Source organism: Sphingobacterium corticibacterium (genome assembly GCF_004208525.1).
GTDB classification, from domain to species: Bacteria; Bacteroidota; Bacteroidia; order Sphingobacteriales; family Sphingobacteriaceae; genus Sphingobacterium; species Sphingobacterium corticibacterium.
The window spans coordinates 141,439-165,605 of record NZ_SGIT01000005.1; the positions used below are offsets into that span (position 1 = coordinate 141,439).

The 24,167-nt window shown below is 41.7% G+C and carries 22 protein-coding genes; 12 read left to right on the forward strand and 10 right to left on the reverse strand.

Annotated elements, in window-relative coordinates; all coding sequences use genetic code 11:
• Positions 1 to 9 precede the first annotated feature (9 nt).
• Together EWE74_RS19100 and pdxA are read right to left on the reverse strand one after the other, a co-directional pair.
• A complete protein-coding gene (locus EWE74_RS19100) occupies positions 10 to 1,428 on the reverse strand; it encodes a CCA tRNA nucleotidyltransferase (protein ID WP_130143261.1) in 1,419 nt (472 codons plus the stop codon).
• Positions 1,429 to 1,497: 69 nt separating this feature from the next.
• Positions 1,498 to 2,553 carry a 4-hydroxythreonine-4-phosphate dehydrogenase PdxA gene (gene pdxA / locus EWE74_RS19105; RefSeq protein ID WP_130143262.1) on the reverse strand — a complete coding sequence of 352 codons (1,056 nt, stop codon included), beginning with the start codon at positions 2,551 to 2,553 and terminating at the stop codon, positions 1,498 to 1,500.
• A gap of 239 nt (positions 2,554 to 2,792) precedes the next feature.
• On the opposite strand from pdxA, the gene rsmA reads away from it, so the two are divergent.
• From rsmA to EWE74_RS19120, 3 genes are all read left to right on the forward strand, one after another.
• On the forward strand, positions 2,793 to 3,587 hold the full coding sequence (gene rsmA, locus EWE74_RS19110) for a 16S rRNA (adenine(1518)-N(6)/adenine(1519)-N(6))-dimethyltransferase RsmA (RefSeq protein ID WP_130143263.1): 795 nt from the start codon (positions 2,793 to 2,795) through the stop codon (positions 3,585 to 3,587).
• Complete coding sequence (locus EWE74_RS19115; protein ID WP_239018723.1) at positions 3,550 to 4,734, forward strand: FAD-dependent monooxygenase; 1,185 nt, start codon at positions 3,550 to 3,552, stop codon at positions 4,732 to 4,734. Before rsmA ends, EWE74_RS19115 begins: the two co-directional genes overlap by 38 nt.
• A gap of 117 nt (positions 4,735 to 4,851) precedes the next feature.
• Positions 4,852 to 5,781, forward strand: coding sequence for an NAD(P)-dependent oxidoreductase (locus EWE74_RS19120; RefSeq protein ID WP_130143264.1), 930 nt, complete (start codon positions 4,852 to 4,854; stop codon positions 5,779 to 5,781).
• Here EWE74_RS19120 and EWE74_RS19125 read toward each other — a convergent pair.
• On the reverse strand, positions 5,766 to 6,626 hold the full coding sequence (locus EWE74_RS19125) for a UbiA prenyltransferase family protein (protein WP_130143265.1): 861 nt from the start codon (positions 6,624 to 6,626) through the stop codon (positions 5,766 to 5,768). The genes EWE74_RS19120 and EWE74_RS19125 overlap by 16 nt on opposite strands.
• 156 nt (positions 6,627 to 6,782) lie before the next feature.
• Between EWE74_RS19125 and acs the strand changes: the two genes are divergently transcribed.
• The 8 genes from acs to mnhG all read left to right on the forward strand — a co-directional run bounded on the left by acs (position 6,783) and on the right by mnhG (position 14,576).
• Positions 6,783 to 8,702 (forward strand): acetate--CoA ligase, encoded by a 1,920-nt coding sequence (gene acs / locus EWE74_RS19130; protein ID WP_130143266.1) that lies wholly within the window; start codon positions 6,783 to 6,785, stop codon positions 8,700 to 8,702.
• Positions 8,703 to 8,819: 117 nt separating this feature from the next.
• Entirely contained in the window at positions 8,820 to 11,129 is a 2,310-nt protein-coding gene (locus EWE74_RS19135) for a putative monovalent cation/H+ antiporter subunit A (RefSeq protein WP_130143267.1), read from the forward strand.
• Positions 11,130 to 11,141: 12 nt separating this feature from the next.
• Entirely contained in the window at positions 11,142 to 11,552 is a 411-nt protein-coding gene (locus EWE74_RS19140; protein WP_130143268.1) for a Na+/H+ antiporter subunit B, read from the forward strand.
• Position 11,553: 1 nt separating this feature from the next.
• Positions 11,554 to 11,910 (forward strand): Na+/H+ antiporter subunit C, encoded by a 357-nt coding sequence (locus EWE74_RS19145; RefSeq protein WP_130143269.1) that lies wholly within the window; start codon positions 11,554 to 11,556, stop codon positions 11,908 to 11,910.
• Positions 11,907 to 13,418, forward strand: coding sequence for a proton-conducting transporter transmembrane domain-containing protein (locus EWE74_RS19150; RefSeq protein WP_130143270.1), 1,512 nt, complete (start codon positions 11,907 to 11,909; stop codon positions 13,416 to 13,418). Before EWE74_RS19145 ends, EWE74_RS19150 begins: the two co-directional genes overlap by 4 nt.
• 3 nt (positions 13,419 to 13,421) lie before the next feature.
• The gene (locus tag EWE74_RS19155; protein WP_130143271.1) at positions 13,422 to 13,898 is read left to right on the forward strand and encodes a Na+/H+ antiporter subunit E; all 477 of its coding nucleotides are present in this window, start codon (positions 13,422 to 13,424) and stop codon (positions 13,896 to 13,898) included.
• Positions 13,895 to 14,170 carry a monovalent cation/H+ antiporter complex subunit F gene (locus EWE74_RS19160; RefSeq protein WP_130143272.1) on the forward strand — a complete coding sequence of 92 codons (276 nt, stop codon included), beginning with the start codon at positions 13,895 to 13,897 and terminating at the stop codon, positions 14,168 to 14,170. The genes EWE74_RS19155 and EWE74_RS19160 overlap by 4 nt, the downstream gene beginning before the upstream one ends.
• A complete protein-coding gene (gene mnhG / locus EWE74_RS19165) occupies positions 14,163 to 14,576 on the forward strand; it encodes a monovalent cation/H(+) antiporter subunit G (RefSeq protein ID WP_130143273.1) in 414 nt (137 codons plus the stop codon). The genes EWE74_RS19160 and mnhG overlap by 8 nt, the downstream gene beginning before the upstream one ends.
• Before the next feature lie 6 nt (positions 14,577 to 14,582).
• Here the strand turns inward: mnhG and EWE74_RS19170 are convergent, their stop codons facing one another.
• Positions 14,583 to 15,671, reverse strand: a complete 1,089-nt coding sequence (locus tag EWE74_RS19170; RefSeq protein WP_130143274.1) for a lactonase family protein — start codon at positions 15,669 to 15,671, stop codon at positions 14,583 to 14,585.
• Between the two features lie 149 nt (positions 15,672 to 15,820).
• Here EWE74_RS19170 and EWE74_RS19175 point away from each other — a divergent pair, with 149 nt between their 5' ends.
• Entirely contained in the window at positions 15,821 to 17,227 is a 1,407-nt protein-coding gene (locus EWE74_RS19175) for a peptidylprolyl isomerase (protein ID WP_239018724.1), read from the forward strand.
• Between the two features lie 22 nt (positions 17,228 to 17,249).
• Here EWE74_RS19175 and EWE74_RS19180 read toward each other — a convergent pair whose 3' ends face one another.
• The 6 genes from EWE74_RS19180 to EWE74_RS19205 all read right to left on the reverse strand — a co-directional run bounded on the left by EWE74_RS19180 (position 17,250) and on the right by EWE74_RS19205 (position 24,160).
• On the reverse strand, positions 17,250 to 18,119 hold the full coding sequence (locus EWE74_RS19180; RefSeq protein ID WP_130143275.1) for a DUF4440 domain-containing protein: 870 nt from the start codon (positions 18,117 to 18,119) through the stop codon (positions 17,250 to 17,252).
• Between the two features lie 26 nt (positions 18,120 to 18,145).
• On the reverse strand, positions 18,146 to 19,618 hold the full coding sequence (gene cysS, locus EWE74_RS19185; protein ID WP_130143276.1) for a cysteine--tRNA ligase: 1,473 nt from the start codon (positions 19,616 to 19,618) through the stop codon (positions 18,146 to 18,148).
• Between the two features lie 17 nt (positions 19,619 to 19,635).
• The gene (gene der / locus EWE74_RS19190; RefSeq protein WP_130143277.1) at positions 19,636 to 20,940 is read right to left on the reverse strand and encodes a ribosome biogenesis GTPase Der; all 1,305 of its coding nucleotides are present in this window, start codon (positions 20,938 to 20,940) and stop codon (positions 19,636 to 19,638) included.
• Between the two features lie 157 nt (positions 20,941 to 21,097).
• A complete protein-coding gene (gene atpG / locus EWE74_RS19195) occupies positions 21,098 to 21,982 on the reverse strand; it encodes an ATP synthase F1 subunit gamma (RefSeq protein ID WP_130143278.1) in 885 nt (294 codons plus the stop codon).
• Between the two features lie 6 nt (positions 21,983 to 21,988).
• Entirely contained in the window at positions 21,989 to 23,563 is a 1,575-nt protein-coding gene (gene atpA, locus EWE74_RS19200; protein ID WP_130143279.1) for a F0F1 ATP synthase subunit alpha, read from the reverse strand.
• Between the two features lie 51 nt (positions 23,564 to 23,614).
• Positions 23,615 to 24,160, reverse strand: a complete 546-nt coding sequence (locus EWE74_RS19205) for a F0F1 ATP synthase subunit delta (RefSeq protein WP_130143280.1) — start codon at positions 24,158 to 24,160, stop codon at positions 23,615 to 23,617.
• Positions 24,161 to 24,167 lie beyond the last annotated feature (7 nt).

Here is a 24,167-nt window from a genome sequence, read left to right on the forward strand (position 1 = left end):
TTTAAAAAATTAAAGTGCTGTATTCGTTTTGGGTGATAAACCTAAATGCTTTCCCTGTTTTAGAATAAAAGACAATGCCTCTTCACGAGAATTAGGAATCTCTCCCTCCAAAATGGCTTCTCTCATCGCATTCTTGATTGTACCGACCACACGCCCCGGCCCTATTTCAAAAAGTGCCATAATATCCGCCCCCGATACAGGAGGTTGCCAATTCCGGATTTTATCCCGCTCTTCTACATCTTTCAATTTCTGTTTTACCAGCTCAAAATTATTACGGTATTTTTTCTTCTTAAACTCATTCTTGGTGGTCACATCGGCATGACACAGTAGCATTAAGGCATCAATATCATCACCTGCTTCATACAGCAATCGGCGTACGGCCGAATCCGTCACAATATCTTGTGCCAACACAATGGGCCGCAAGTGTAGTTGCACCAGTTTTTGGACGAACTTCATCTTATCATGGAGCGGAAGTTTCAGTTCAGCAAAAAGCTTCGGTACCATCCTTGCACCGCGATCTTCATGACCGTGAAAGGTCCATCCTACTCTTTTATCATATCGTTTGGTGGCAGGCTTGGCTATATCATGCATAATCGCCGCCCACCGCAACCATAGATCGTCCGACAGGGACGCCACATTGTCCAAAACCTCCAATGTATGGTAAAAGTTGTCTTTATGTCCGCGTCCGTCTATTGTATCGACCCCATGTAAATTGGACATCGCAGGAAAAATAATCTTCAGCAACCCGGTATCGAATAGATAGCGGAAACCAACGGATGGTTTAGTCGCCATGACGATTTTATTCAGTTCATCTGTAATACGCTCCTTAGAAATAATTTTAATGCGTTCCGCATTTTCCGCGATAGCTTGAATCGCTTTCACATCAATCTTAAAGTTAAGTTGTGTCGCAAAGCGGATGGCGCGCATCATGCGTAACGGATCATCAGAAAACGTGATAGCCGGATCAAGCGGTGTCCGAATAATACGGTTTTGAATATCTTCCACCCCACCAAAAGGGTCTACAAGTTCACCAAAACGATCAGCATTTAAACAATACGCCATCGCATTAATCGTAAAATCCCGACGGTTCTGATCATCTTCAAGCGTACCATCCTCGACAATGGGTTTTCTGGAATTGGAACGGTAAGATTCTTTCCGGGCGCCTACAAACTCCAAGTTAATGCCATCATATACCAACATGGCTGTTCCAAAACTTTTGTAGACCGCAACTTTAGTATGTAAAATTTCGCCGAGCTTCGAAGCAAAATCAATCCCACTTCCAATTACAACCAAATCGACGTCGTTTTTAAAAGGCCGTTTCATGATGCAATCACGGACATATCCGCCAACAACGTAGCATTCGACCTTTTCTTTATCCGCTAAATCTCTGATTATTTGAAAAATAGGATGTTGTAAATTTTCTCGCATAGCTTCTTCTCTAGGCTCAACGCCTACAGCGGGCAAAAATACAGATTATTTCGTACAAACCGCCTCTTGCTAATCCCTATCTTTTGATAGGCGGCGGAATGGCAGCGGATTGGCGACGAGTTCTTCTTGCTCCCGGCGGCGTTTCACAATATGAATAGCAGAAAAAATCGCCTCTAGGAAAGATTCATGTGAAGCCAAGTTTTTTCCGGCAATATCATAGCCCGTTCCATGATCCGGAGATGTACGAACGATAGGTAAGCCCGCAGTGTAATTAACCCCTTTACGAGAAGCAATATGTTTAAATGGAATCAACCCCTGATCGTGGTACATCGCTAAGACACCATCAAATTTGGTATACGTATCGCTTGCAAAAAAACCATCGGCAGGATAAGGTCCAAAACAGAAAATCCCTTCTTCTTTTGCTTTTTGGATAGTCGGCGCAATAATATCTTCATCTTCCGTACCGATTAATCCATTATCTCCCGCATGGGGATTTAATCCAAGTACAGCTATTTTAGGTTTCTCCATCCAAAAGTCTTTCTTAAGACTTTCGTTCATCATCCGTAATTTCTGTAAAATAGCCTCCGCTGTTATAGCAGCCGCAATTTCCTTGACAGGAATATGCCCGGTAACAACCCCTATGCGAAGCTCATCAGCAATCATAAACATCAAGACATCAGATGCTTCCATTTTAGATTGCAGATATTCAGTATGTCCCGGAAAATGAAAACCATCTTGCTGTATATTGTGCTTATTGATAGGCGCAGTAACTAAAGCATCGAGTTTACCATTACGAAGGTCCTCCGCAGCTCTCTCCAAAGAAAGAAAAGCATATTTCCCACCGATTTCATTTTGTTCACCCAATGTAATTTTCACGTCTTCTTGCCAACAATTAATCATATTGGCACGTTTAGGATTTGCTTGATCCGGATGATGAATGACATTGAAACTAAAATCCTGTACACCAATCGCTTTTCGGTGAAATGAAGCAACTTTAGTATTACCATATACAATCGGCGTAAAGTAATCCAACACCCGATTATCCATCAACGATTTAATAATCACTTCTAATCCGATGCCGTTTACATCCCCTACGGTAATACCTATTTTTAGTTTTTCACTCATTTTCCGAAAGCTTTGAATCAAAATTACAAAATTTAAGATAAATAAAAAGCTTTACTTTTTACAACATTTTACCGAGTAAACCGCAGTAAATACTCGTTGGCTACACGGTAAATTCCCGGTAAATGTCCGAACAGCCCCCCGAACAGCGAGCGAATCTGATCTAAAGAAAGTATAGAGCAGGTATGTATAGAATGTAGCAGAATAATTTTTATTTTTGTAACTCAACATCCCCTCAACGAATGAGTACCGTACGCGCAAAGAAACATTTAGGGCAACACTTTCTAAACGATAAGCATGCTGCACAGAAGATTGTGGAAGCCCTTGAACCTGCTTTGGGGTTTAAACAGGTATTGGAAGTAGGTCCTGGCATGGGCGTGCTATCTGATTTTTTACTTCAAAAAGACGCCTATGAAACGTGGCTGATTGACGTGGACGATGAATCCATCACGTTTCTTGCAGATAAATATCCACAGTTGGATAACAGACTTATTCACGGAGACTTTCTTACACTGGATTTCGGTCATTTTTTTGGAGATAAAATGGCGGTCATCGGCAATTTCCCGTATAATATATCTTCGCAGATTCTATTTAAGATTTTGGAGGAGCGCGGGCGTGTAGTACAGATGGTCGGCATGTTCCAAAAAGAGGTAGCGGAACGTTGTGTGGCAAAACCAGGTAATAAAGAATACGGCATTCTCAGCGTATTCTTACAGGCTTATTACGATGTACAGTATCTTTTCACGGTAAAAGCCGGAGCATTTAATCCGCCTCCCAAAGTACTTTCGGGTGTTATGAAAATGACAAGAAACGACCGTAAAACACTTGATTGTGACGAAAAACTATTTTGGCGTGTCGTAAAAGCGGCTTTTAACCAAAGACGCAAAACGTTACGAAACGCTCTATCTGCTGTTGTTCCAAAAGATAGAATGAGCGACAATCCATTATATGAGCTCCGAGCAGAGCGATTATCGGTTGAAGATTTTGTTGCTTTAACAAATGAAATTACGAATGCCATACACCAAAACGATAGATAGTGATTTCGCCATAGTAGGTGGTGGTGTGGCAGGGCTTGCCATGGCCATAGCTCTCCAACAAATCGATAAGGATTTTGTACTTTTTGAGCAGACAAAAGAACTGAAGGGAATCGGTGCAGGATTTGGGCTGGCAGCAAATGCGATGCGTGCTTTAGACCTACTTGGCTTGAGAACTGAAGTAGAACAAATAGGTTATTACTTGGATAGCTACCATATTTTAGACGATAAAGGGCAGCTTTTGGCATCTCCGGACACCCATGCTATCAGTAAAAAGTATAAACAACAAAATTTTGCCATTCATCGCGCGGATTTACACCTTTTCCTGCTATCTAAAATCAAAGCTCAAAAACTACAGTTAGGCAAAAAAGCTACGCGATTAGAACAGCATATTGATACTGTTACCTTGTTTTTTGAAGACGGCACACAACACACAGCACGCTTTTTAATTATTGCTGATGGGGTAAGGTCTCCACTCCGACAACAACTCATACCATCCTCCAAACCTCGCTATTCGGGATATACCTGCTGGCGCGCGACCATTGATAATACGGAGATGACATTAGATAAAGGAACCGAAACGTGGGGGAAATTAGGAAGATTTGGGATGACACCTTTAAGCAATAATCGTATCTATTGGTATGCATGTATAAATGCTACGCCTGGTAATCCTATATATCGAGATTACAAAGTCAGCGATTTGTTAAAACACTTTCAATCGTACCACGCTCCTATTCCTGCTATTTTAGCGCATACTAAGGATCGCGAACTGATTTGGAGCGACATTGTAGACATCGAACCGCTCAAACATCTGGCTTATGATAATATTCTCCTTATTGGTGACGCCGGACACGCCACGACGCCCAATATGGGACAGGGTGCCTGCCAGGCTTTAGAGGATGTCGCTGTTCTATTGGATGAACTGGGATTGAAGCAAGATGTTAAGAAGGCGTTCTCCTCGTTTGAGAAAAGAAGACTGTCTCGAACAAAATATATTACGGATACTTCCAGGCGGATCGGAGAGATCGCACAATGGGACAATAGCATATTCATTAGCATACGCAATATGCTAATGAAGCTCATGCCCGCCAAAATAGCTCAAAAAAATCTGGACAAGTTATTATCTGTAGATTTCATGAAATATCCATAATTACAAAATCACCAACACGAATGTAATATAACCTTGATATTCCATATGGCCTTTAAAAGAGAAACCGAGCTTGCGAGCTCATCAATAATTATTTACGTATAAAACTTTAGTTAAAAAATGAATATTCTTATTGTAGACGATATACACCACATACTATTAGAGAAGTTGGATGAAGCCAGAATAGCTTACAATTATCAACCTAGCTTCAGCAGAGCGGATGCCGAAAACGTTATCCAACAATATACGGGATTGATTATCCGTTCGAAATTTCAAGTCGACGAATCCTTTCTTGACCTCGCCACCAACCTACAATTTATTGCCCGTCCAGGCGCAGGAATGGACAACATTGATGAGGAATATGCCGCTTCGAAAGGTATTCGTCTATTCCCGGCAAACGACGGTAATAAGGACGCTGTTGGCGAACACATGATCGGAATGCTACTGGTCTTAATGAACAACCTAAACCGTGGACATCGAGAGGTGTGTACTGGACAATGGTGTAGGGAAGAAAACCGCGGATATGAATTAAAAGGACGAACAGTAGCGCTAATCGGGTATGGCCATAATGGGCAAGCAATGGCGAAAAAACTTTCAGGTTTTGACGTTAATGTCATTGCATATGACAAATACAAAACTGGGTTTTCCGATGCCTATGCCAAAGAGGTTTCAATGGAAGAAGTTGTCCGCCAAGCGGACGTGTTAAGTTTTCATATTCCGCTGACACGTGAAACCAGAGGGATGGTAGATGATGAATATCTCTTTCATTTCCGCAAACCCATCTTTTTTCTGATGGGCGCCAGGGGCGCTATAACAAATATCCCATCGGTTTTGAAACACCTGGATACCGGTAAAATTTTAGGGGCAGCATTTGATGTATTACCTATTGAAAAATTCCCAGCGCTCGGCGAAACGGACTGGTACGCCGACCTTATTTCTAGGGATAATGTGCTGTTGAGCCCACATGTAGCCGGTTGGACATTCGAAAGTTATTATAAACTGTCAGATATTATAGCCGATAAAATTATAGGATTTTATACAAACAAATAAACAATTAAAAACTGTGCTATTAACGCAAAGTCCAACAAGAAAGCATAATGATAACGATTTGCATTTCGGAACACAACCTGTTTAAGCACAATCGCAATAAACAGGTTTGTTGTCAATATTCCCATCTGCACTTTCAATTGGATATCGAATAGCAGCACGATACCGCTATGCACTATTAAAAGTGCATAGCACAATAAAATCGCCCTATTTGCACCAAGCATATTCGGTATCGTTTTTAAATGATAATAGGAATCTTGTTGGATATCCCGAATATCGAAAGGTAATGTACAAATCAGCAAAAAAATAAACTTCAGCACAAAAAGCGTTTGGAATAACTGTAAATCAACCCCTAATCCATCCAAATGCATTTCAAAAACCGGCAAACACACTGAACTTAATGTCCAGATGAACGCAATATGAAAAATCTTCATGCCGGGCAGCTGGCGAAATCCGACCCATTTCCCTTTATAGGGGATTATTGGAATAGAATACGCCACACTCATAGCCCCTATCCCTATTAGGAAGAACAAACTATACAAATGGATATGCCACGCGGCATACCCTAGCACCACGATTCCTATCCCACCATTCAACCACAATAACCATTCATTCCTGAATATCCACCGTGTACGCCTATATGCTGATTTTTCAGGTTCTCGAGGTTTTGAGAGTAACATACTAAAATTATACAGCAACAAGGTTGCAGCACCTTCTATCATCATAATGGGATAATCAAAAGGAGCGTCGAAGAATAGATATGTCAATGCGGACTGCGCTATTGCAGCACCTGCGATAAGCAGGTTGGTATAGATTAAGAAATAGTATACTTGCTTTAGCAGCTTCATCGGCTATAAAAATACGAATACATAAAGTTAAAAAATTGACATTGATGGCAAAAAAAAGTAAATTAGTGCTTGTATATCCAATACGGACAGATTTCAATAAATAAATGTCTGCATTGGATAAAAGTTAATCATTTAAATTTTGTATTTAAAAAAAACATGAACCTACAAATTAAAAGTTTTGAGGAGTACCAGGAGGCGTATAAAAATAGCGTCGAAAACCCGGAAGCATTTTGGGGAGAAATTGCGGAAAACTTCTTTTGGAAACGAAAATGGACAAATGTATTAAACTGGAACTTTACCGACCCTAACATTAAATGGTTTGAAGGAGGAAAACTTAACATTACCGAAAATTGTTTAGATCGACATATTTATCAGTTAGGAGATAAACCTGCCATTATATGGGAACCTAACGACCCAAACGAGGCACATCGCATCCTCACTTACAAGCAACTTTTAGAGAAAGTCGAAGTCTTTGCGAACGTGTTGAAAAACAACAAGGTAGTCAAGGGAGACCGTGTATGTATATATCTTCCTATGGTACCTGAGCTAGTCATCGCCGTATTGGCTTGTGCTCGTATTGGTGCCATCCATTCCGTTGTATTTGGTGGTTTCTCCGCTCGCTCTATCGCAGACCGAATCAACGATGCAGCATGCAAACTGGTCGTTACCTCTGATGGTGGATTCCGTGCCGGAAAAGTGTTGGAGTTAAAATCTATTGTGGATGATGCACTTATGCAATGTGACTCCGTGGAACGTGTCATTGTGTTAACACGTACACGCACGCCAATATCCATGATAAAAGACCGTGATGTATGGTGGGAAGACGAAATTAAAAAAGTGGAAACTCAAGGTAATCCACCTTGCCCTGCCGAAGAAATGGATGCCGAAGATCCGTTATTTGTGCTCTATACATCGGGCTCGACCGGCAAACCTAAAGGTGTTGTACACACTACCGGAGGTTACATGGTTTATACCGGATACACCTTTTCAAATGTATTCCAATATCAACCCGGAGAAGTCTATTTCTGTACAGCCGATATCGGTTGGATTACGGGGCACAGCTACATCGTATATGGTCCATTATCACAAGGTGCGACTTCCTTAATGTTTGAAGGAACGCCAACTTATCCGGATGCAGGACGCTTGTGGGACATTGTCGATAAATATAAAGTGAACATCCTATATACAGCACCTACGGCCATTCGCTCGTTAATGGCTTTTGGAGACGAATATTTAGAGGGTAAAGATCTAAGCAGTATTAAAAAACTAGGATCTGTGGGTGAACCTATTAATGAAGAGGCTTGGCATTGGTTCAACGAAAAAATCGGAAAAGGAAAGGCACCGATTGCCGATACCTGGTGGCAAACAGAAAATGGAGGTATATTAATTGCACCGATGGCAGGTATCTCACCAACCATTCCGAGCTATGCGATGTTACCGCTCCCGGGTGTACAACCTTGTTTAATGGACGAAGATGGTAAAGAAATCGAGGGCAACGATGTAACAGGAAATCTGTGCATCAAGTTTCCGTGGCCGGGCATGTTACGCACGACCTGGGGCGACCACGAGCGATGCCGTCAAACCTATTTCTCTACCTATCCAGATAAATATTTTACGGGCGACGGCTGTTACAGAAGTCCCGAAGGCTATTATAAAATTACCGGACGTGTGGATGATGTGTTGAACGTCTCTGGTCACCGCATTGGCACGGCTGAGGTGGAAAATGCGATCAACATGCACTCTGATGTCGTAGAATCGGCCATTGTCGGTTATCCACATCCGGTTAAAGGACAGGGTATTTATGCGTATGTCATTGTTGCAAACCATCACATCGATGCCGAAAGTACGCGTAAGGATATTTTACAGACTATCACACGCTTAATCGGTGCTATTGCCAAACCTGATATTATTCAGTTTGTATCCGATTTGCCAAAAACGCGTTCTGGGAAAATCATGCGTCGTATTTTACGCAAAATTGCAGAAGGAGAAATTGATAATTTAGGCGATACGTCTACACTGCAGGATCCCACCGTAGTCGAAGCGATCATCAAAGGAGCAGAAGAAATGAAGAAATAGCTAAAAAATAAGATAAACCAGCATAAAAAAGCCTCTCGCAAAAACGAGAGGCTTTCTTTTTTGAGGATTTTTTGTAATTTTATAACGTTTCCAACATTATTTAAACATAAAGACTGCATGCTATTTACTGTTTTAACAGGGTTAATAACATCAAGCCTTCTCGTTCCTTTCGGCAAGATTATTAAGACGAAATGGAGTATTTTACTCCCGTTTATACCTGTAATTCTCTTTTTGTTCTATTTATGGCATGTGCCTGTCATAGCGAACGGAACAAACGTTATCCAACACCTCGCTTGGGTTCCGAGTTTGGGCGTTAACTTTGACTTCCGTCTGGATGGTTTATCTTTACTTTTTGCGCTATTAATTACCGGTATTGGAACAGCCATTTTCTTTTATGGTCGCAGTTATCTAAAAGGACATGTTTATTTTGACCGGTTTTTCGCTTATCTACTCCTTTTTATGAGTGCTATGTTAGGCGTCGTACTTGCTAACAATATCCTGACATTATTTGTTTTCTGGGAACTGACCAGTATCAGTTCCTTTTTCCTCATCGGCTTCAATAACGACAGCAAGGAATCCAGGAATAGTGCACTTACAGCACTTAGTATTACCGGATTAGGAGGCTTTTTCTTATTAGCAGGATTGGTGTTAGCGGGAAATATTGCAGATACATTCATCATTAGTGAACTATTTGCCCAACATGATAAAATTGCTAACCATCCGTTATACCCGCTAATTGTCGGACTGGTTTTTATTGGTGCTTTTACCAAATCAGCACAATTTCCATTCCATTTTTGGTTACCGGGTGCGATGAAAGCGCCTACGCCCGTATCTGCATATCTTCACTCGGCTACCATGGTCAAGGCCGGTATATATCTCTTGGCGCGTCTAACACCTGCGCTAGGTAGCACCGAGTTATGGAATACCACCCTGATGATTGTGGGCGGATTTACCATGGTATATGCTGCCATACATTCTCTGTTTCGCACAGACCTAAAAGGCGTTTTAGCATACTCTACCATATCTGCACTGGGCATCTTAACGTTTTTATTAGGGATAGGTAGCGACCAAGCCATTATAGCAGCCAGCGTATTCATCTTGGTTCATGCGCTATATAAAGCTACACTGTTTATGGTTACGGGCATCATTGATCATGAGGCGCACACGCGTGATCTCACGAAATTAAGCGGATTGCGCAAGGTACTTATGCCGGTTTTCATCGCCGCATTATTAGCGGCGCTTTCCAGTGCCGGCCTTCCCTCAACATTCGGCTTTATCGGCAAGGACCTGATTTATGAAGCGACCTTACACTATCATCATAATTGGGCTATCTGGCTGACGGCATTGGCAGTCATCACCAACATCGGTTTGGTAGCTGCAGGGTTTATGGCAGGAATAAAACCTTTTACCGGAAAATTACCTTCGGAATTTGAACAGGTACATCTCCCCTACAAATCCATGTGGATCCCACCACTTATCCTCGCTTTATTGAGTCTGGCTTTTGGTATATTTCCCGGTATCGTTGGGGATTATTTCAACCACCAAACTGCCAATGCCATCGCGGGCCAAGAAACAAGCATGCATCTTAAGATATGGCATGGATTTAATACGGTACTCATTTTGAGCTTGGCTACGTTGGCAGCAGGTACCGTTGTCTATCTTTTAAATAAACCAAGTAGGGCTAAACTAGCGGCTATTGAGCAATTTAACAAGATTTCGCCACAACATATTATCAGCAATATTGCGAACGGTATTACACGATTTTCCAGTGTATACACAAACGCCATCCATGACGGATACCTTCGTTCTTACCATCTTAAGATTATCCTTTTTGCCGAACTCTTGCTAGCGTATAAACTCTGGTTAGGTGGCCCCATCCAAATTGACTTTGAAAACCTGACACCGTTGTCATGGTACGAAGTCGGTATCGTGGCGATGTTAATAGGGGCATTGTATATTATCGTAACGACCAGGTCTCGTCTAACATCTGTGGTGTCGACAAGCGTTATCGGATATTGTATCTGTTTGCTTTTCGTATTCTATAGTGCACCAGATTTAGCGATGACACAATTTACCATTGATACGCTGACCACGGTATTGTTTGTATTGGTTTTATACAAGCTTCCACCTTTTATTAATTTCGTACGCCAAGGAATATTGATACGGGACGCCATCGTAGCCTTAGGCTTCGGCGTTATTATTTCGCTTATAGCCTTACGGGTATTATACGAACCCAACACCACGGCTATCAGTGATTTTTACGGCGAAAATGCTTATCTGCTGGCGAAAGGAAAAAATGTGGTCAACGTGATTTTGGTAGATTTCCGTGGAATGGATACGATGTTTGAAACTGTCGTACTGTCTATAGCCGCATTAGGCGTTTATAGTTTAATTAAATTACGGTTGAAATCGTCAGAGAAGGAATAAAAAACAAAAAATATGAAGAGTGCTATATTACAGACAGCTACCCGGTATTTACTCCCGATATTGCTGTTATTTTCATTTTTCTTGCTTCTACGCGGACACTACTATCCTGGCGGTGGTTTTGTGGGCGGGTTAGTAGCTTCTATCGCATTTGTACTCCATAGCTTTGCTAACGGCACCGAAAACACCATGAAAATCCTTCGGTATAAGCCGTTATCGTTAATCCCTATTGGCCTTGCCGTATCTGCGGTGAGTGTTACCTTTCCATTGTTGCTCGGATTTCCGCCCATGACCGGCCTGTGGTTTGAAGAACCTATTCCCGTCATCGGTATGATTGGCTCCGCGCTATTTTTCGACCTAGGGGTCTATCTAGTCGTGATTGGCGTCGTATTAACTATCTTATTTACCATAGCGCTAAACGATTAATATGGAATTACTATTGGTTTTAATATTAGGCTTATTATATGCGGCGGGCGTATATCTCATTCTGCGACGAAGTATGGTTAAGCTTCTCTTGGGTATTATATTATGGGGTAACGGCGCAAATATTTTGATTTTCGTCTTGGGGAAGATTACCAAAGGAAGTCCTCCGGTTATTGATGGCGCATACAAAGTTTTTCAAGACGTTTATGCCGATCCCATACCTCAAGCGTTAATTTTAACCGCTATCGTCATTAGTTTTGGTTTAACTTCCTTTGCGATTGTACTGCTTAAACGCGTGTATGCATTAGTCGATTCAGATGATTTGGACGATTTAAACACACCTGAAGAAGAAGATATATGATAGACAACCATATTTTAGCACCTATTTTTGTGCAATTATTTACGGCCATCATCCAACTTATGTTTTGGAGAAAAACGCTTACCCAACGTTATTTAAGCGTAGGAGGGAGTTTGGTTGGCCTTATGGTCGCTTTCCGTCTGTTCGGGCGCGTAAAAGAAAGTGGTATTCTGACGTTGAATGCCGCAAACTGGGATGCCCCTTTCGGAATTGTGTTTGTTGCGGATTTACTGAGTGTCACCTTGGTGTTGCTTACCTCTATTGCTTGTTTTGCAGTCTCCATTTTTTCTTCGGTCGGGCTTAGCCGACAACGGATGCTCTACGGATACTTCCCTATTTTTCATTTTCTTATTATGGGGTTACACGGTGCATTCCTAACGGGGGATATCTTTAACCTGTATGTATATTTTGAGGTTATTATTATTTCTTCTTTTGTATTGATGACCTTAGGGGGAAGAAAAGCTCAACTGGAGGGCGCCGTCAAATATATGGCGATGAATATTCTGGCATCCATGTTTTTTCTGACGGGAATTGGTATTCTCTATGGCATAACCGGCTCGCTTAATATGGCTGACTTGTCCATTCGAATCCAAGAAGTGCAAAACAAAGCACTCATCGGTATTACATCCTGTTTTTTCATTATTGGTTTCGGTATTAAGTCGGCCGTATTCCCATTATACTATTGGTTGCCGTCTTCCTACCACACGCCTCCTTCAGCGGTTGCTGCAACGTTTGGGGGGTTATTAACAAAAGTAGGAATCTACGCTATGCTGCGTGTCTTTAGCCTAATTTTTGTTCCAGACGAATTTACACGAACCCTCTTAATGGTCATCGCCGTATTAACGATCTTAACAGGAGCATTTGGTGCACTTATAAAAACGAATATACGGCGTTTATTCTCTTATCTCATCGTGTGCCATATTGGTTTTATGGTTGGAGGTATTGCCATGTTTAGTAAGATAGCGCTTATGGGAGCTGTATTTTACCTGATACATGATATTATGGTGAAAACCAACATGTTTCTCATCGCCGGACTCATCCGTCAACTAGGAGGGACAATGGATATGGGCAAATTAGGTGGTTTATATCGCGATTATCCAAAAATATCGCTCCTTATCGCCATTGTCTTATTCTCCTTAGTAGGAATACCACCCTTATCGGGATTTTGGCCAAAAATCTTTCTTTTTCAAGAAGCCTTCGCTCAACACCAATACTTCTACGTCGCAGCCTTAATCATCGGTAGCTTTGTGACACTATACGTTATTGCTAAAATGTGGTCGGAAGTATTTTGGAAAAACCCACCAACGGAGGAAGAAATAGACAATCGTTTCGCTCCTATGCCCCCGTATAAAAAAATTTTAATGGTATTACCGATCGCCCTATTGGCGCTTGTAACACTTTATATAGGATTAAATGCGGAAGCTATTGTTAAAGTAGCAGATACAATATCGACACAGTTAATCGACCCTTCAGCATATATTGATGCTGTTTTGGGCAACAAAACGGATTAAGATATGATTAAGAATTTTTTAATGAACCTGCTGCTCTCGGCGATATGGGTAGCACTTACGGGTTCTCTTTATTACACCAACTTCTTGTTCGGGTTCATGCTCGGCTTCTTCATCCTATGGATCATGAATCGCAACGAAGCAGATCAACGATATTTTTATCGGGTTCCGAAAATTATAAGCTTTGCTTTTTACTTTCTTTATGAAATCATAAAAGCAAATGTGCAGGTGGCGTTTGATGTGATTACACCGAAATATTTCTTTAAACCCGGGATCGTTAAATATCCGATGAGTGCCCGGACAGATTTTGAGATAAATTTATTGTCGACCATGATCTCGCTGACGCCAGGCACACTCATTGTGGACATTAGTGACGACAAGAAAACGATTTATATTCACGTGATGTACTTAACAGATCCGGAGACATTTGTCAGACAGACACAAACTGGTTTGGAGAGGAGACTATTAGCGATTTTAAGATGATTACACTAGAAGCCTATTTCGACTACGTTATCCTTCCGATATTAGCGATCTCTGTTATGTTGGTATTCATCCGGCTGTTCAAAGGCCCTGCGGTAGTAGACCGTGTAGTAGCACTGGACTTGATCATCACAACAGGTATCGGGATTATAACCGTTTACAGCATCCGTTCTAATCAAGAGGTTTTTTTGGATGTAGCCATTATTCTTGCCCTAATTGCCTTCTTAGGCACGGTGGCTTTTGCTTATTATATAGAAAAACAAAAAGATGATTGATATTGTATTAGCCCTTTTAAGTACGGTAGGCGCACTTTCTATTTTATTTGCATCTATCGGCATATTGCGCATGCCAGATTTCTATTTACGCTTGTCCGTAACGGTGAAAGCCTCCACCTTGGGAGTAGGTTTATTACTCATTTGCGCCGCCATCATGTTCCCCGATGTATCGGTGACTACCAAAGCTATTGCTATTATTTTCTTTTTGATTATTACCGCTCCTATCGGTGCTCATATGATTGGTAGAGCTGCTTATTTCACGGGCACACCACTCTGGAAAGGTACTATTGTTGATGAACTTGCCGGCATGTACAACGAAGAAACCCATGAATTGGACAGTGAAGACGACGATGATGAAGATGATGATACACCCAATATCGCTAAAACGGAGGAAGAAACAGAATAGAGAAGTTTAAAAAACAATACAAACAGGGGTTGATACCTCAATTTGTTTACCTGTATCTTTTAGTTCGCCGGTTTCCATATTACGTTCAAAAACCGTTATATTATTTGTCTTCTGATTCGCAACAAGCAAAAAACGGCCATCAGGAGATAAATTGAAGTTCCGAGGCCCTTCACCCCCAGTAGGATACACTTTTTTACGTTCCAGCTTACCCGATTTATCTATTGCAAATAATGTAATGGTGTTGGCATCACCACGATTGGTTGCATAGATGAATTTTCCATCCGCAGAACGCTTTATCTCTGCGGCACCATTATCTCCCTCGAAGCCATCTTCGTTGATGGAAATCGTATCTACCAAGATCCAATTTTCGCCATTCTTTTCATAATGGGCAATCTTAGCCGTCATCTCTAACAATACATAACTATTTTTCCCATGCTCATCAAATACCAAATGGCGGGGACCACCTCCCGCTGGGGTTGACAAATGACCTTCTTCTATTAAACGGTAGTTATTATTTGTATCTACCCGATACACGGTGACCATATCTGTTCCCAGATTTTGTACATAGACATGCTTTTCATCCGGAGTGAAGAAAGCAGAATGTACATGCGAGGCTTCTTGCCTTGCGCTATCCGGTCCCGTTCCCTCCTGTTGGATGTGCTGTATCTTCTCTACCAGTCCCCCATTTTCCCCCAAGCGGTACACCGATAAGGATCCTCCACCATAATTAGAAACAACAGCAAGGGGATGGCGCTTGCTCACCGCGACATGGCAGGGATAACTTCCGCCGGTAGGCATGGCATCTACAAAAGACAATATATCCCCATCAAAAGTGAAAACGGACAATGCAGCGGTACTATCGCCCGTTTCGTTTACGGCATACAACATATCCCCCTTTGCTGATCTCGTCAAGAAGGACGGATGCTCGCTAGCGGTAGATGAATACATCGTCGCCTCTCCACTTTGTTGGTCAAACATATATAAATAGATCCCCTGACTCCCCGCATGGGTATACGTGCCGATAAACATCGGAATTTCCTGCGCCATCGCCAATTGTGTAAAACATCCCAACAGGATGATCATGGATATTTTCATATTGCTGTATTTACGGATAACCGTTACTAAATTACATATTTTTCTGCTACGATAATATATTTGATGACAGCGGAGCGCAAAATCCAAGACAACTTTTTAACATTTTTAACAGTTTTGCAGACAAAGTACCTACAAAAATCCGGTTATTTATGGTAATTTTGCGGAGTATCGATGCAACATTTATGATGAAGAAATATATAAGTTTACTGGGAATAGCGATGATGTCTATCATCTACTTGCAATCCGTGTATGGCCAAGGGAGACTGGTAGACCGTGTGGTTGCCACCGTCGGATCCAGCATTATTTTGCAATCAGATGTAGAAATGCAATATGCTCAATATTTGGCGCAGGGTGAAAAGCCGAATGAGGAGATGAAATGTTTCGTCTTACAACAGCTCCTGACGCAAAAGCTATTATCCCAGCAGGCAGCGATCGACTCTATAGAAGTGTCCGAATCAGAGGTTGACGACAACCTAAATAGACGGATGCAAATGATGGTAAGACAAGCCGGCGGAAAGGAACGGCTGGAAGAATTTTTAAATCGTTCCCTTCTGCAATATAAAGAAGAAATGCGTTCCAATGTGGCCGAACAGCTGAAAGCCGAAAGGATGCGTCATACTATCGTATCTACCATAAATGTAACACCCGCCGAAGTCAAACAATATTTTGAAAGTTTAGACCAGGATAGCCTTCCCTATTTTGATACGGAAGTAGAAATCGGCGAGATTGTCATCAAACCAGAATTAACCAAGGAAGAAAAAGAGCAATTCAGGAAAAAAGCTGAAGGTTATAGACAACAAGTATTAAATGGCTCTGATTTTGGGACAGTGGCCCGTCTGTATTCAGAGGACGGTTCAGCTCCATATGGTGGTGAGCTGGGGTTTGCCACGCGCGACCACTATGTCAAAGAGTTTTCAGCTATGGCTTTTAAACTTAAAGAAGGTGAAGTTTCGCCGGTATTCGAAACCCAGTTTGGCTTCCACTTTTTACAGGTTCTACAGCGGCGAGGAGAAGAAGTCAATGTGCGGCACGTATTGATAAAGAAGAAAGCCACATCATCCAGTTTACAACGTGCAAAAGCAAAAATAGACAGTATTTATGAAAAAGTGTCGGAAGGCAAATTGGCTTTCCACACCGCGGCGTCGTTGCACTCCGATGCCAACGAAACAAAATATGCTGGAGGGATGATGACAAACCCAGAAGACAATTCCCCTTTAATTCCCATCAATAGAATGGATAAGGAGACATTTACCGCGATTGATCCGCTGGAAGTTGGGCAATATTCTAAGTCGTTCCTATCCGCAGATCAGACAGGAGAGCAGGTTTACAAATTCGTCTATCTTAAATCTCGCATTGCACCACACAAAGCAAATTTAGGACAAGATTTTGCTAAGATACAGGAAGCAGCGAGCCAAGATAAGGTAAACAGAAAACTTAGTGAATGGTTTGAACAACGTAAAGAAAATACTTTTATTGATATTAATGAGGATTTCCTGAGATGTGATGTTCTAAAACCTTGGATGGAAGAAAACAAAGAAATTCTAGCAAACAAATAAAAAAGAGGCAAATGCCTCTTTTTTATCGCTCAAACATCATCTCTATAATAACCCGCCATTGATAATCATCTTTCAATTGCCAAATACGGATATAGTTAAAATTAACAACCTTTTCTTTGGACCGTACAGTTGCCGTTCCGGAAGTGTACGCATATTCTCCGCTATAAGCACGCCCCACCCCAGAAGGATCTGTCGTGATTTCTATTCGCTTTTTCTTTAGAAAAGCAAGCACATTTTTCTTACCTTCTATTTCTGTCTCCCAAGGATAATAATAACGTACGTCGTCGGCAAGAAATTCATTGAATGCCGCTTCATTATTTGCTTTTAAGATCGTAGAAAAGAGTTCGTCACTTTGGGTTACAACCTCCTCCCGTTGCTGCAAACGTACTTTGGAACGATGCTTTAAGTACCAAGAATCATCCGGTTCATAAAATACGAGGTCTGATTTGGAACCTTTTCCAAAATTCTCCACTTCAGCCCGTATATGCACTTTCCAATTTCCTTTCCGGTCACGACGCCAAACCGTAAGGTATTGTCCATATCTTTTTATTGCACCTACCTTTTGAAACTCCATAGGTCCGGATGTCACACCCCAATCTAAGCTTTTGGAAACCAACGCAAAATTAGGCTCCCAAGACATAACATCGGGTATATTCGGTCGGTTATTCAGGTAATTTATAGCATTTACCGGTGACGGAACATATAAGGTAGACTCTTTGTCTACGATCGACGTAAGCGCTTTGTGTGGATTCTCTCTTTTTGCTATATTAGCCGCTGTCCGATCTGCACTGATCAAGCTTCCTACTTTCCCCGGTAACTGTGCATGTACAATAGACGATGTACCAAAATATGCGACGACGGCTAGTAACCAATAGACTTTTATCAATTTCATTAAATTACTGTTTTCGTCCTTTACAATCAAATCTTGTTCCAAAGCGTTCCATCTTTGCTATCTTTTAATTGGATACCAATAGACTGGAGATCTTCCCGAATACGATCAGACGTCGTAAAATCTTTATTTTTCTTTGCTTCATTGCGCAGGTTTATAATAATCTGCATCAATCCGTCGGTGTCATCTGCGTCCTCCGCCAGAACCCCATTCTTTAAGCCCAATATATCCACCACAAAAATTTGCATGAACGATTTGAGTTCCGCTAGCATTGTTTGATCGATCGTCATCTTCCCATCGTATACTGCGTTGATAAAACGCACCGCTTCAAACAGTTCAGCGATAAGCACTGGCGTGTTGAAATCATCATCCATCGCCTTGTAACAACGTTTTTTTAACGTGAGTAAGTCAAAATCACTGCTATTTTTATTCGAAGCCTTTATCTTCTCCAATAATACAATAGCATTCATGAGGCGCTTATACCCTTTATCAGCTGCGTCCAGTGCCTCATTTGAAAAGTCCAATGTACTACGATAATGTGCTTGCATCATAAAAAAGCGAACCGACATAGGAGAATATCCTTTTTCCAACAACGGATGATTACCGGTAAACAGCTCATGGGGCAAAAAGCCATTTCCAGCCGATTTTGACATCCGTGCACCGTTCACGGTTAGCATATTCGTATGCATCCAATATTTGGCAGGATGAACGTGATGACAGGCTTCCGATTGGGCGATCTCATTCGTATGGTGGGTAGCCGCAAGATCCATTCCTCCACCATGTATGTCGAACTGTGCACCGAGATATTTACTGCTCATGGCAGAACATTCGATATGCCAGCCAGGGAATCCAACACTCCAGGGAGCCGGCCAACGCATAATGTGCTCCGGCTTCGCTTTAATCCAAAGTGCAAAATCCAAACGCCCGCGCTTTTCATCCTGTCCGCCCAGCTCGCGTGTGTTGTTTAAAAGATCCTCCAATTTACGATTGGTTAACACCGTATAATCGTGTTCTTTTACATATTTCTCTACATCAAAATACACGGTACCGTTGACTTCGTAAGCATAACCGTTGTCGATAATGCGTTGTACCATCTCAATTTGTTCCGAGATATGCCCCGTTGCTGTAGGTTCGATGCTCGGTGGTAACGTATTGAAAAGTCGTAAAACCTCATGGAAACCGAGCGTATATTTCTGCACAATTTCCATAGGTTCCAATTGTTCTAATTTTGCCTTTTTAGAAAATTTATCATCTCCTTCGTCCCGATCCCCTTCAAGATGTCCGGCATCGGTAATATTTCTTACATACCTTACCTTATACCCCAGATGTAGCAAGTAACGAAAGATCATGTCGAAAGACACAAATGTACGGCAGTTTCCCAAATGCACATCACTATATACCGTGGGGCCACACACATACATGCCGACAAACGGTGGATTTAGGGGATCAAACTTTTCTTTTTTTCGGGTAAGGGTATTATAAAGAACAAGATTAGGTTCCATAAAAATCTATGATCAGCTTACTTTTGTCTAAAAAATATTTGAATAGGTACTCCGGTAAAATCAAAATGCTCGCGCAATTTATTCTCAATAAAACGCTTGTAGGGCTCTTTAATATATTGCGGCAAATTACAGAAAAAGGCAAACATAGGGGAGCGCCCTGCGAGTTGCGTGATATATTTGACTTTGATATATTTTCCTTTGATAGCTGGCGGTGGATAGTGTTGAATGATTTCTAACATCGTATCATTCAGTTTCGAAGTGGGTATCTTTTTCGTTTTATTGGCATACACCTCCATGGCTTTTTCAACCACTCTATAAATACGCTGCTTTTCTGTTACCGAAGTGAAAATAATCGGAACATCCGTAAACGGCGATATTTTCTCCCGAATTCGTGTCTCAAACTCTTTGGTGGTCTTGTGATCTTTTTCGATGGTATCCCATTTATTAACAACAATGACGACTCCCTTTTTATTCTTTTCCGCCAAATGGAAAATATTAATATCTTGTGACTCAATCCCATCATTGGCATCTAACATCAGAATAACAACGTCCGAATCTTCCAACGCCTTGATCGTCCGCATAACCGAATAGAATTCGATATCCTCATTCACTTTTGTTTTCCGACGAAGCCCAGCCGTATCGATCAGTAAAAACTCGTTACCAAATTGATTATAGTGGATGCGGATAGAATCTCGGGTTGTCCCCGCAATATCCGTCACGATATTCCGTTCTTTCCCCAATAGCGCATTCGTTAACGATGATTTTCCCACATTGGGGCGACCGACAATGGCCAACTTAGGCAAGGAAATTTCCTCTTCTTCCTTCTCTTCCGGAAAATGGGACACTACGTCATCCAATAGCTCACCGGTACCTGAGCCCGTTATCGAAGATATATTATAAACTTCACCCAATCCAAAGGCATAGAACTCTGCAGATTCATGTGTTCTTTTGGCATGATCCACTTTGTTAGCGACCACATAAACAGGTTTTGACGTACGGCGAAGTAAATCGGCTATTTCGTCATCCAAATCGGTAATACCCGTAGTCACGTCCACCATAAAGAGGATAACAGATGCTTCCTCTATAGCAATATGAACCTGCTTCCGAATAGCTTCTTCAAAAACATCGTCTGAGCCGTGTACAAATCCACCTGTATCGATAACCGTAAATTTCTTTCCTATCCATTCCGCCATTTCATAGTGACGATCACGTGTAACACCACTGAAATCGTCAACAATTGCTTTTCTGCTTTCTGTTAAACGGTTAAATAAAGTCGATTTCCCTACGTTCGGGCGACCAACAATTGCCACTATATTTGCCATATTATATTTTATACATCGACAAGTATCCTTTTAGATACCTTTCTAATCCTGTCCTTATTTATGAGGTCACAAAGTTACGTAAAATAGATGGCATATAAGCTAATACTAAAAAAGGGAATCTGTAGAGATTCCCTTTTTTATATCATTGTATCTAATCTTATCCATTGGATAAGGCAGCTGCACCAGAGACGATCTCCGTCAACTCGGTTGTTATGGCAGCTTGCCTTGCCTGATTGTAAGACAACTTCAATTGTTTCAATAACTCACCTGCATTTTCGGTTGCTTTATCCATCGCTGTCATCCGCGCTCCATGCTCAGAAGCATTAGAGTCTAAAACCGCCTTATACAATTGCGTTTTGATAGCTTTTGGAATAAGCTCTTCAATGATTTTCTCCTTGGATGGTTCTATAATATAATCCGTTTCTGCTGCTACTGCCGTTTCCGGCTTATCTTGTGGTACCAACGGCAACAACTGCTCTGTCGTCAACACTTGAACAGCTGCATTGCGAAACTCGTTATATACAACCTCTACCCGATCAATGTTTCCCGCTTTGAACGCTTGCATTGCATAATCCGTTACTTGAGATACATTTAAAAAGTTAAGGTCACTATACAGCTCGTTGTAGTTACCGATCACATTAAAACCACGTTTCTCAAAGAAATCATGCCCGCGTTTACCGATGGCAATGATGCTTAGATTACCCCGGGCATGTTGTTCCGCATATTTACCGAAAATTAAATTATTCGCAGCTTTAATTGCGTTGGCATTAAATGCACCGGCCAAACCTCTGTTGGACGTCAATACGATAACCAATACCTTTGTGGGTATACGATCTTGTGTATAGGGTGAATCATTCCCTTCAACAGAAGCAGAAACTTGTGCCAGAATATCCCTTAATTTGTTGGCATAAGGGCGTAACTGTACGATAGCGTTTGTAGCACGCTTCAATTTCGCCGCAGCCACCATTTTCATGGCTTTGGTAATCTGTTGCGTTGATGTTACCGAACTAATCCGGCTTCTTACTTCTTTTAAATTTGCCATCTAAGACTAATATTTTGCGGCTAATTCGCTAGCTACTTTTTCCAACACATCTGTTAACTCATCCGTAAATTTACCAGCTTTGAAGGCTGCCAAAACTTCTGGATGACGTTGCTCCAATTGTGTCAAATACTCTGCCTCAAACTGACGAACTTTATTTACTGGTACTGAACGAAGCAACCCTTTTGTACCTGCGTAGATGATCGCTACTTGTTTCTCTACCGAAACTGGAGAATATTGTCCCTGTTTCAAGATTTCTACGTTACGGATACCTTTATCCAGTACGGCTTTTGTAGCCGCATCCAAATCCGAACCGAATTTAGCGAAAGCTTCCAATTCACGGAATTGAGCCTGATCTAATTTCAATGTACCAGATACCTTTTTCATTGGTTTAATCTGCGCGTTACCACCTACACGTGAAACCGAAATACCTACGTTGATCGCCGGACGGATACCTGCGTTGAACAAGTTGGATTCTAAGAAGATCTGACCATCGGTAATCGAGATTACGTTTGTTGGGATATAAGCAGAAACGTCACCCGCTTGTGTTTCAATGATCGGAAGTGCCGTTAATGAACCACCACCTTTCACCAAGTGTTTGATAGATTCTGGCAAATCGTTCATGTTACGTGCGATATCGTCAGACGAGTTGATCTTTGCAGCTCTCTCCAATAGACGGGAGTGCAAATAGAATACGTCACCAGGATAAGCCTCACGACCCGGTGGGCGACGTAATAACAAAGAAACTTCACGATACGCTACTGCCTGTTTTGACAAATCATCGTATACGATCAATGCTGGACGACCTGTGTCGCGGAAAAACTCTCCGATAGCAGCACCCGCCATTGGCGCGTAGAACTGCATTGGAGCCGGATCTGCTGCAGATGCAGCAACAACAACGGTATAAGCCATTGCTCCATTTTCTTCCAACACGCGTACAATGTTCGCTACTGTTGAATTTTTCTGTCCTACAGCAACATATATACAGAATACAGGCTCACCTGCATCGTAAAACGATTTTTGATTTAAGATGGTATCGATACATACCGCCGTTTTACCCGTTTGGCGGTCACCGATAACCAACTCACGCTGGCCACGACCAACTGGAATCATCGCATCAATCGCTTTGATACCTGTTTGCAAGGGTTCCGTTACAGGCTGACGGTAGATAACACCTGGTGCTTTACGCTCGATAGGCATTTCATAGGTTTCGCCTGCGATAGGACCTTTACCATCAATAGGTTGTCCCAATGTATTGACAACACGACCCAACATACCTTCACCTACCTTAATAGATGCAATACGTTTCGTACGCTTAGCCGTATCTCCTTCTTTAATTTCATCTGAAGAACCCAAAAGAACGACACCCACGTTGTCTTCTTCCAAGTTTAATACGATACCTTCTAATCCATTATCAAATTCAACCAACTCACCGGACTGAACTTTAGTTAAGCCGTATATACGAGCAATACCGTCACCAATGGTAAGTACGGTACCCACTTCCTCTAGTTCGGCTTCTGATTTAAAGCCCGACAATTGCTCTCTAAGAATTGCCGAAACTTCATCTGGTCTTACCTCTATCATTGTTATTATTATAAGGGGTTTTTGATTCTATTTTCAATTCAATACTAAGGCTTAAACGCCCTGTGCTGCAAAATGCTTTTCTAGTTTATTCAATTTACCAGCAATACTTGCATCAATCTGTCTATCACCTACACGTACCACAAAACCTCCGATTAGGGCTGGATCTATGGTATTTTTAAGGATGACCTCTGCTTTTATTTCTTCGGTAATGATCTTTTGAAGATCCGCAAGATTAGCCTCGGAAAGCGCTGTAGCCGATGTAACAGATGCTTTCACAATACCTTTTGTTTCGTTATATTCCCGAACAAACTCCTGTGCAATATCCAATAGAATAGCTGCACGCCCTTTGTTCACTAAAATATAAAAGAAAGAAAGAATGATGGGGTTGAGATTCCCTTCGAATATCGCCGCCAGGATATTGCGTTTCTTATCACCTTTAATAATCGGGTTTTTAAGAATAGCCAACAGCTCCGTATTAGACTTCAATACCGAAACCACACCTTCGATATCCCCTTTCACGGCATCTAATTGACCTTGTTCCTCCGCTAGATCTAGCAAAGACTTCGCGTATCTGGATGCAACTGTAAAAATTGACATATTTTTT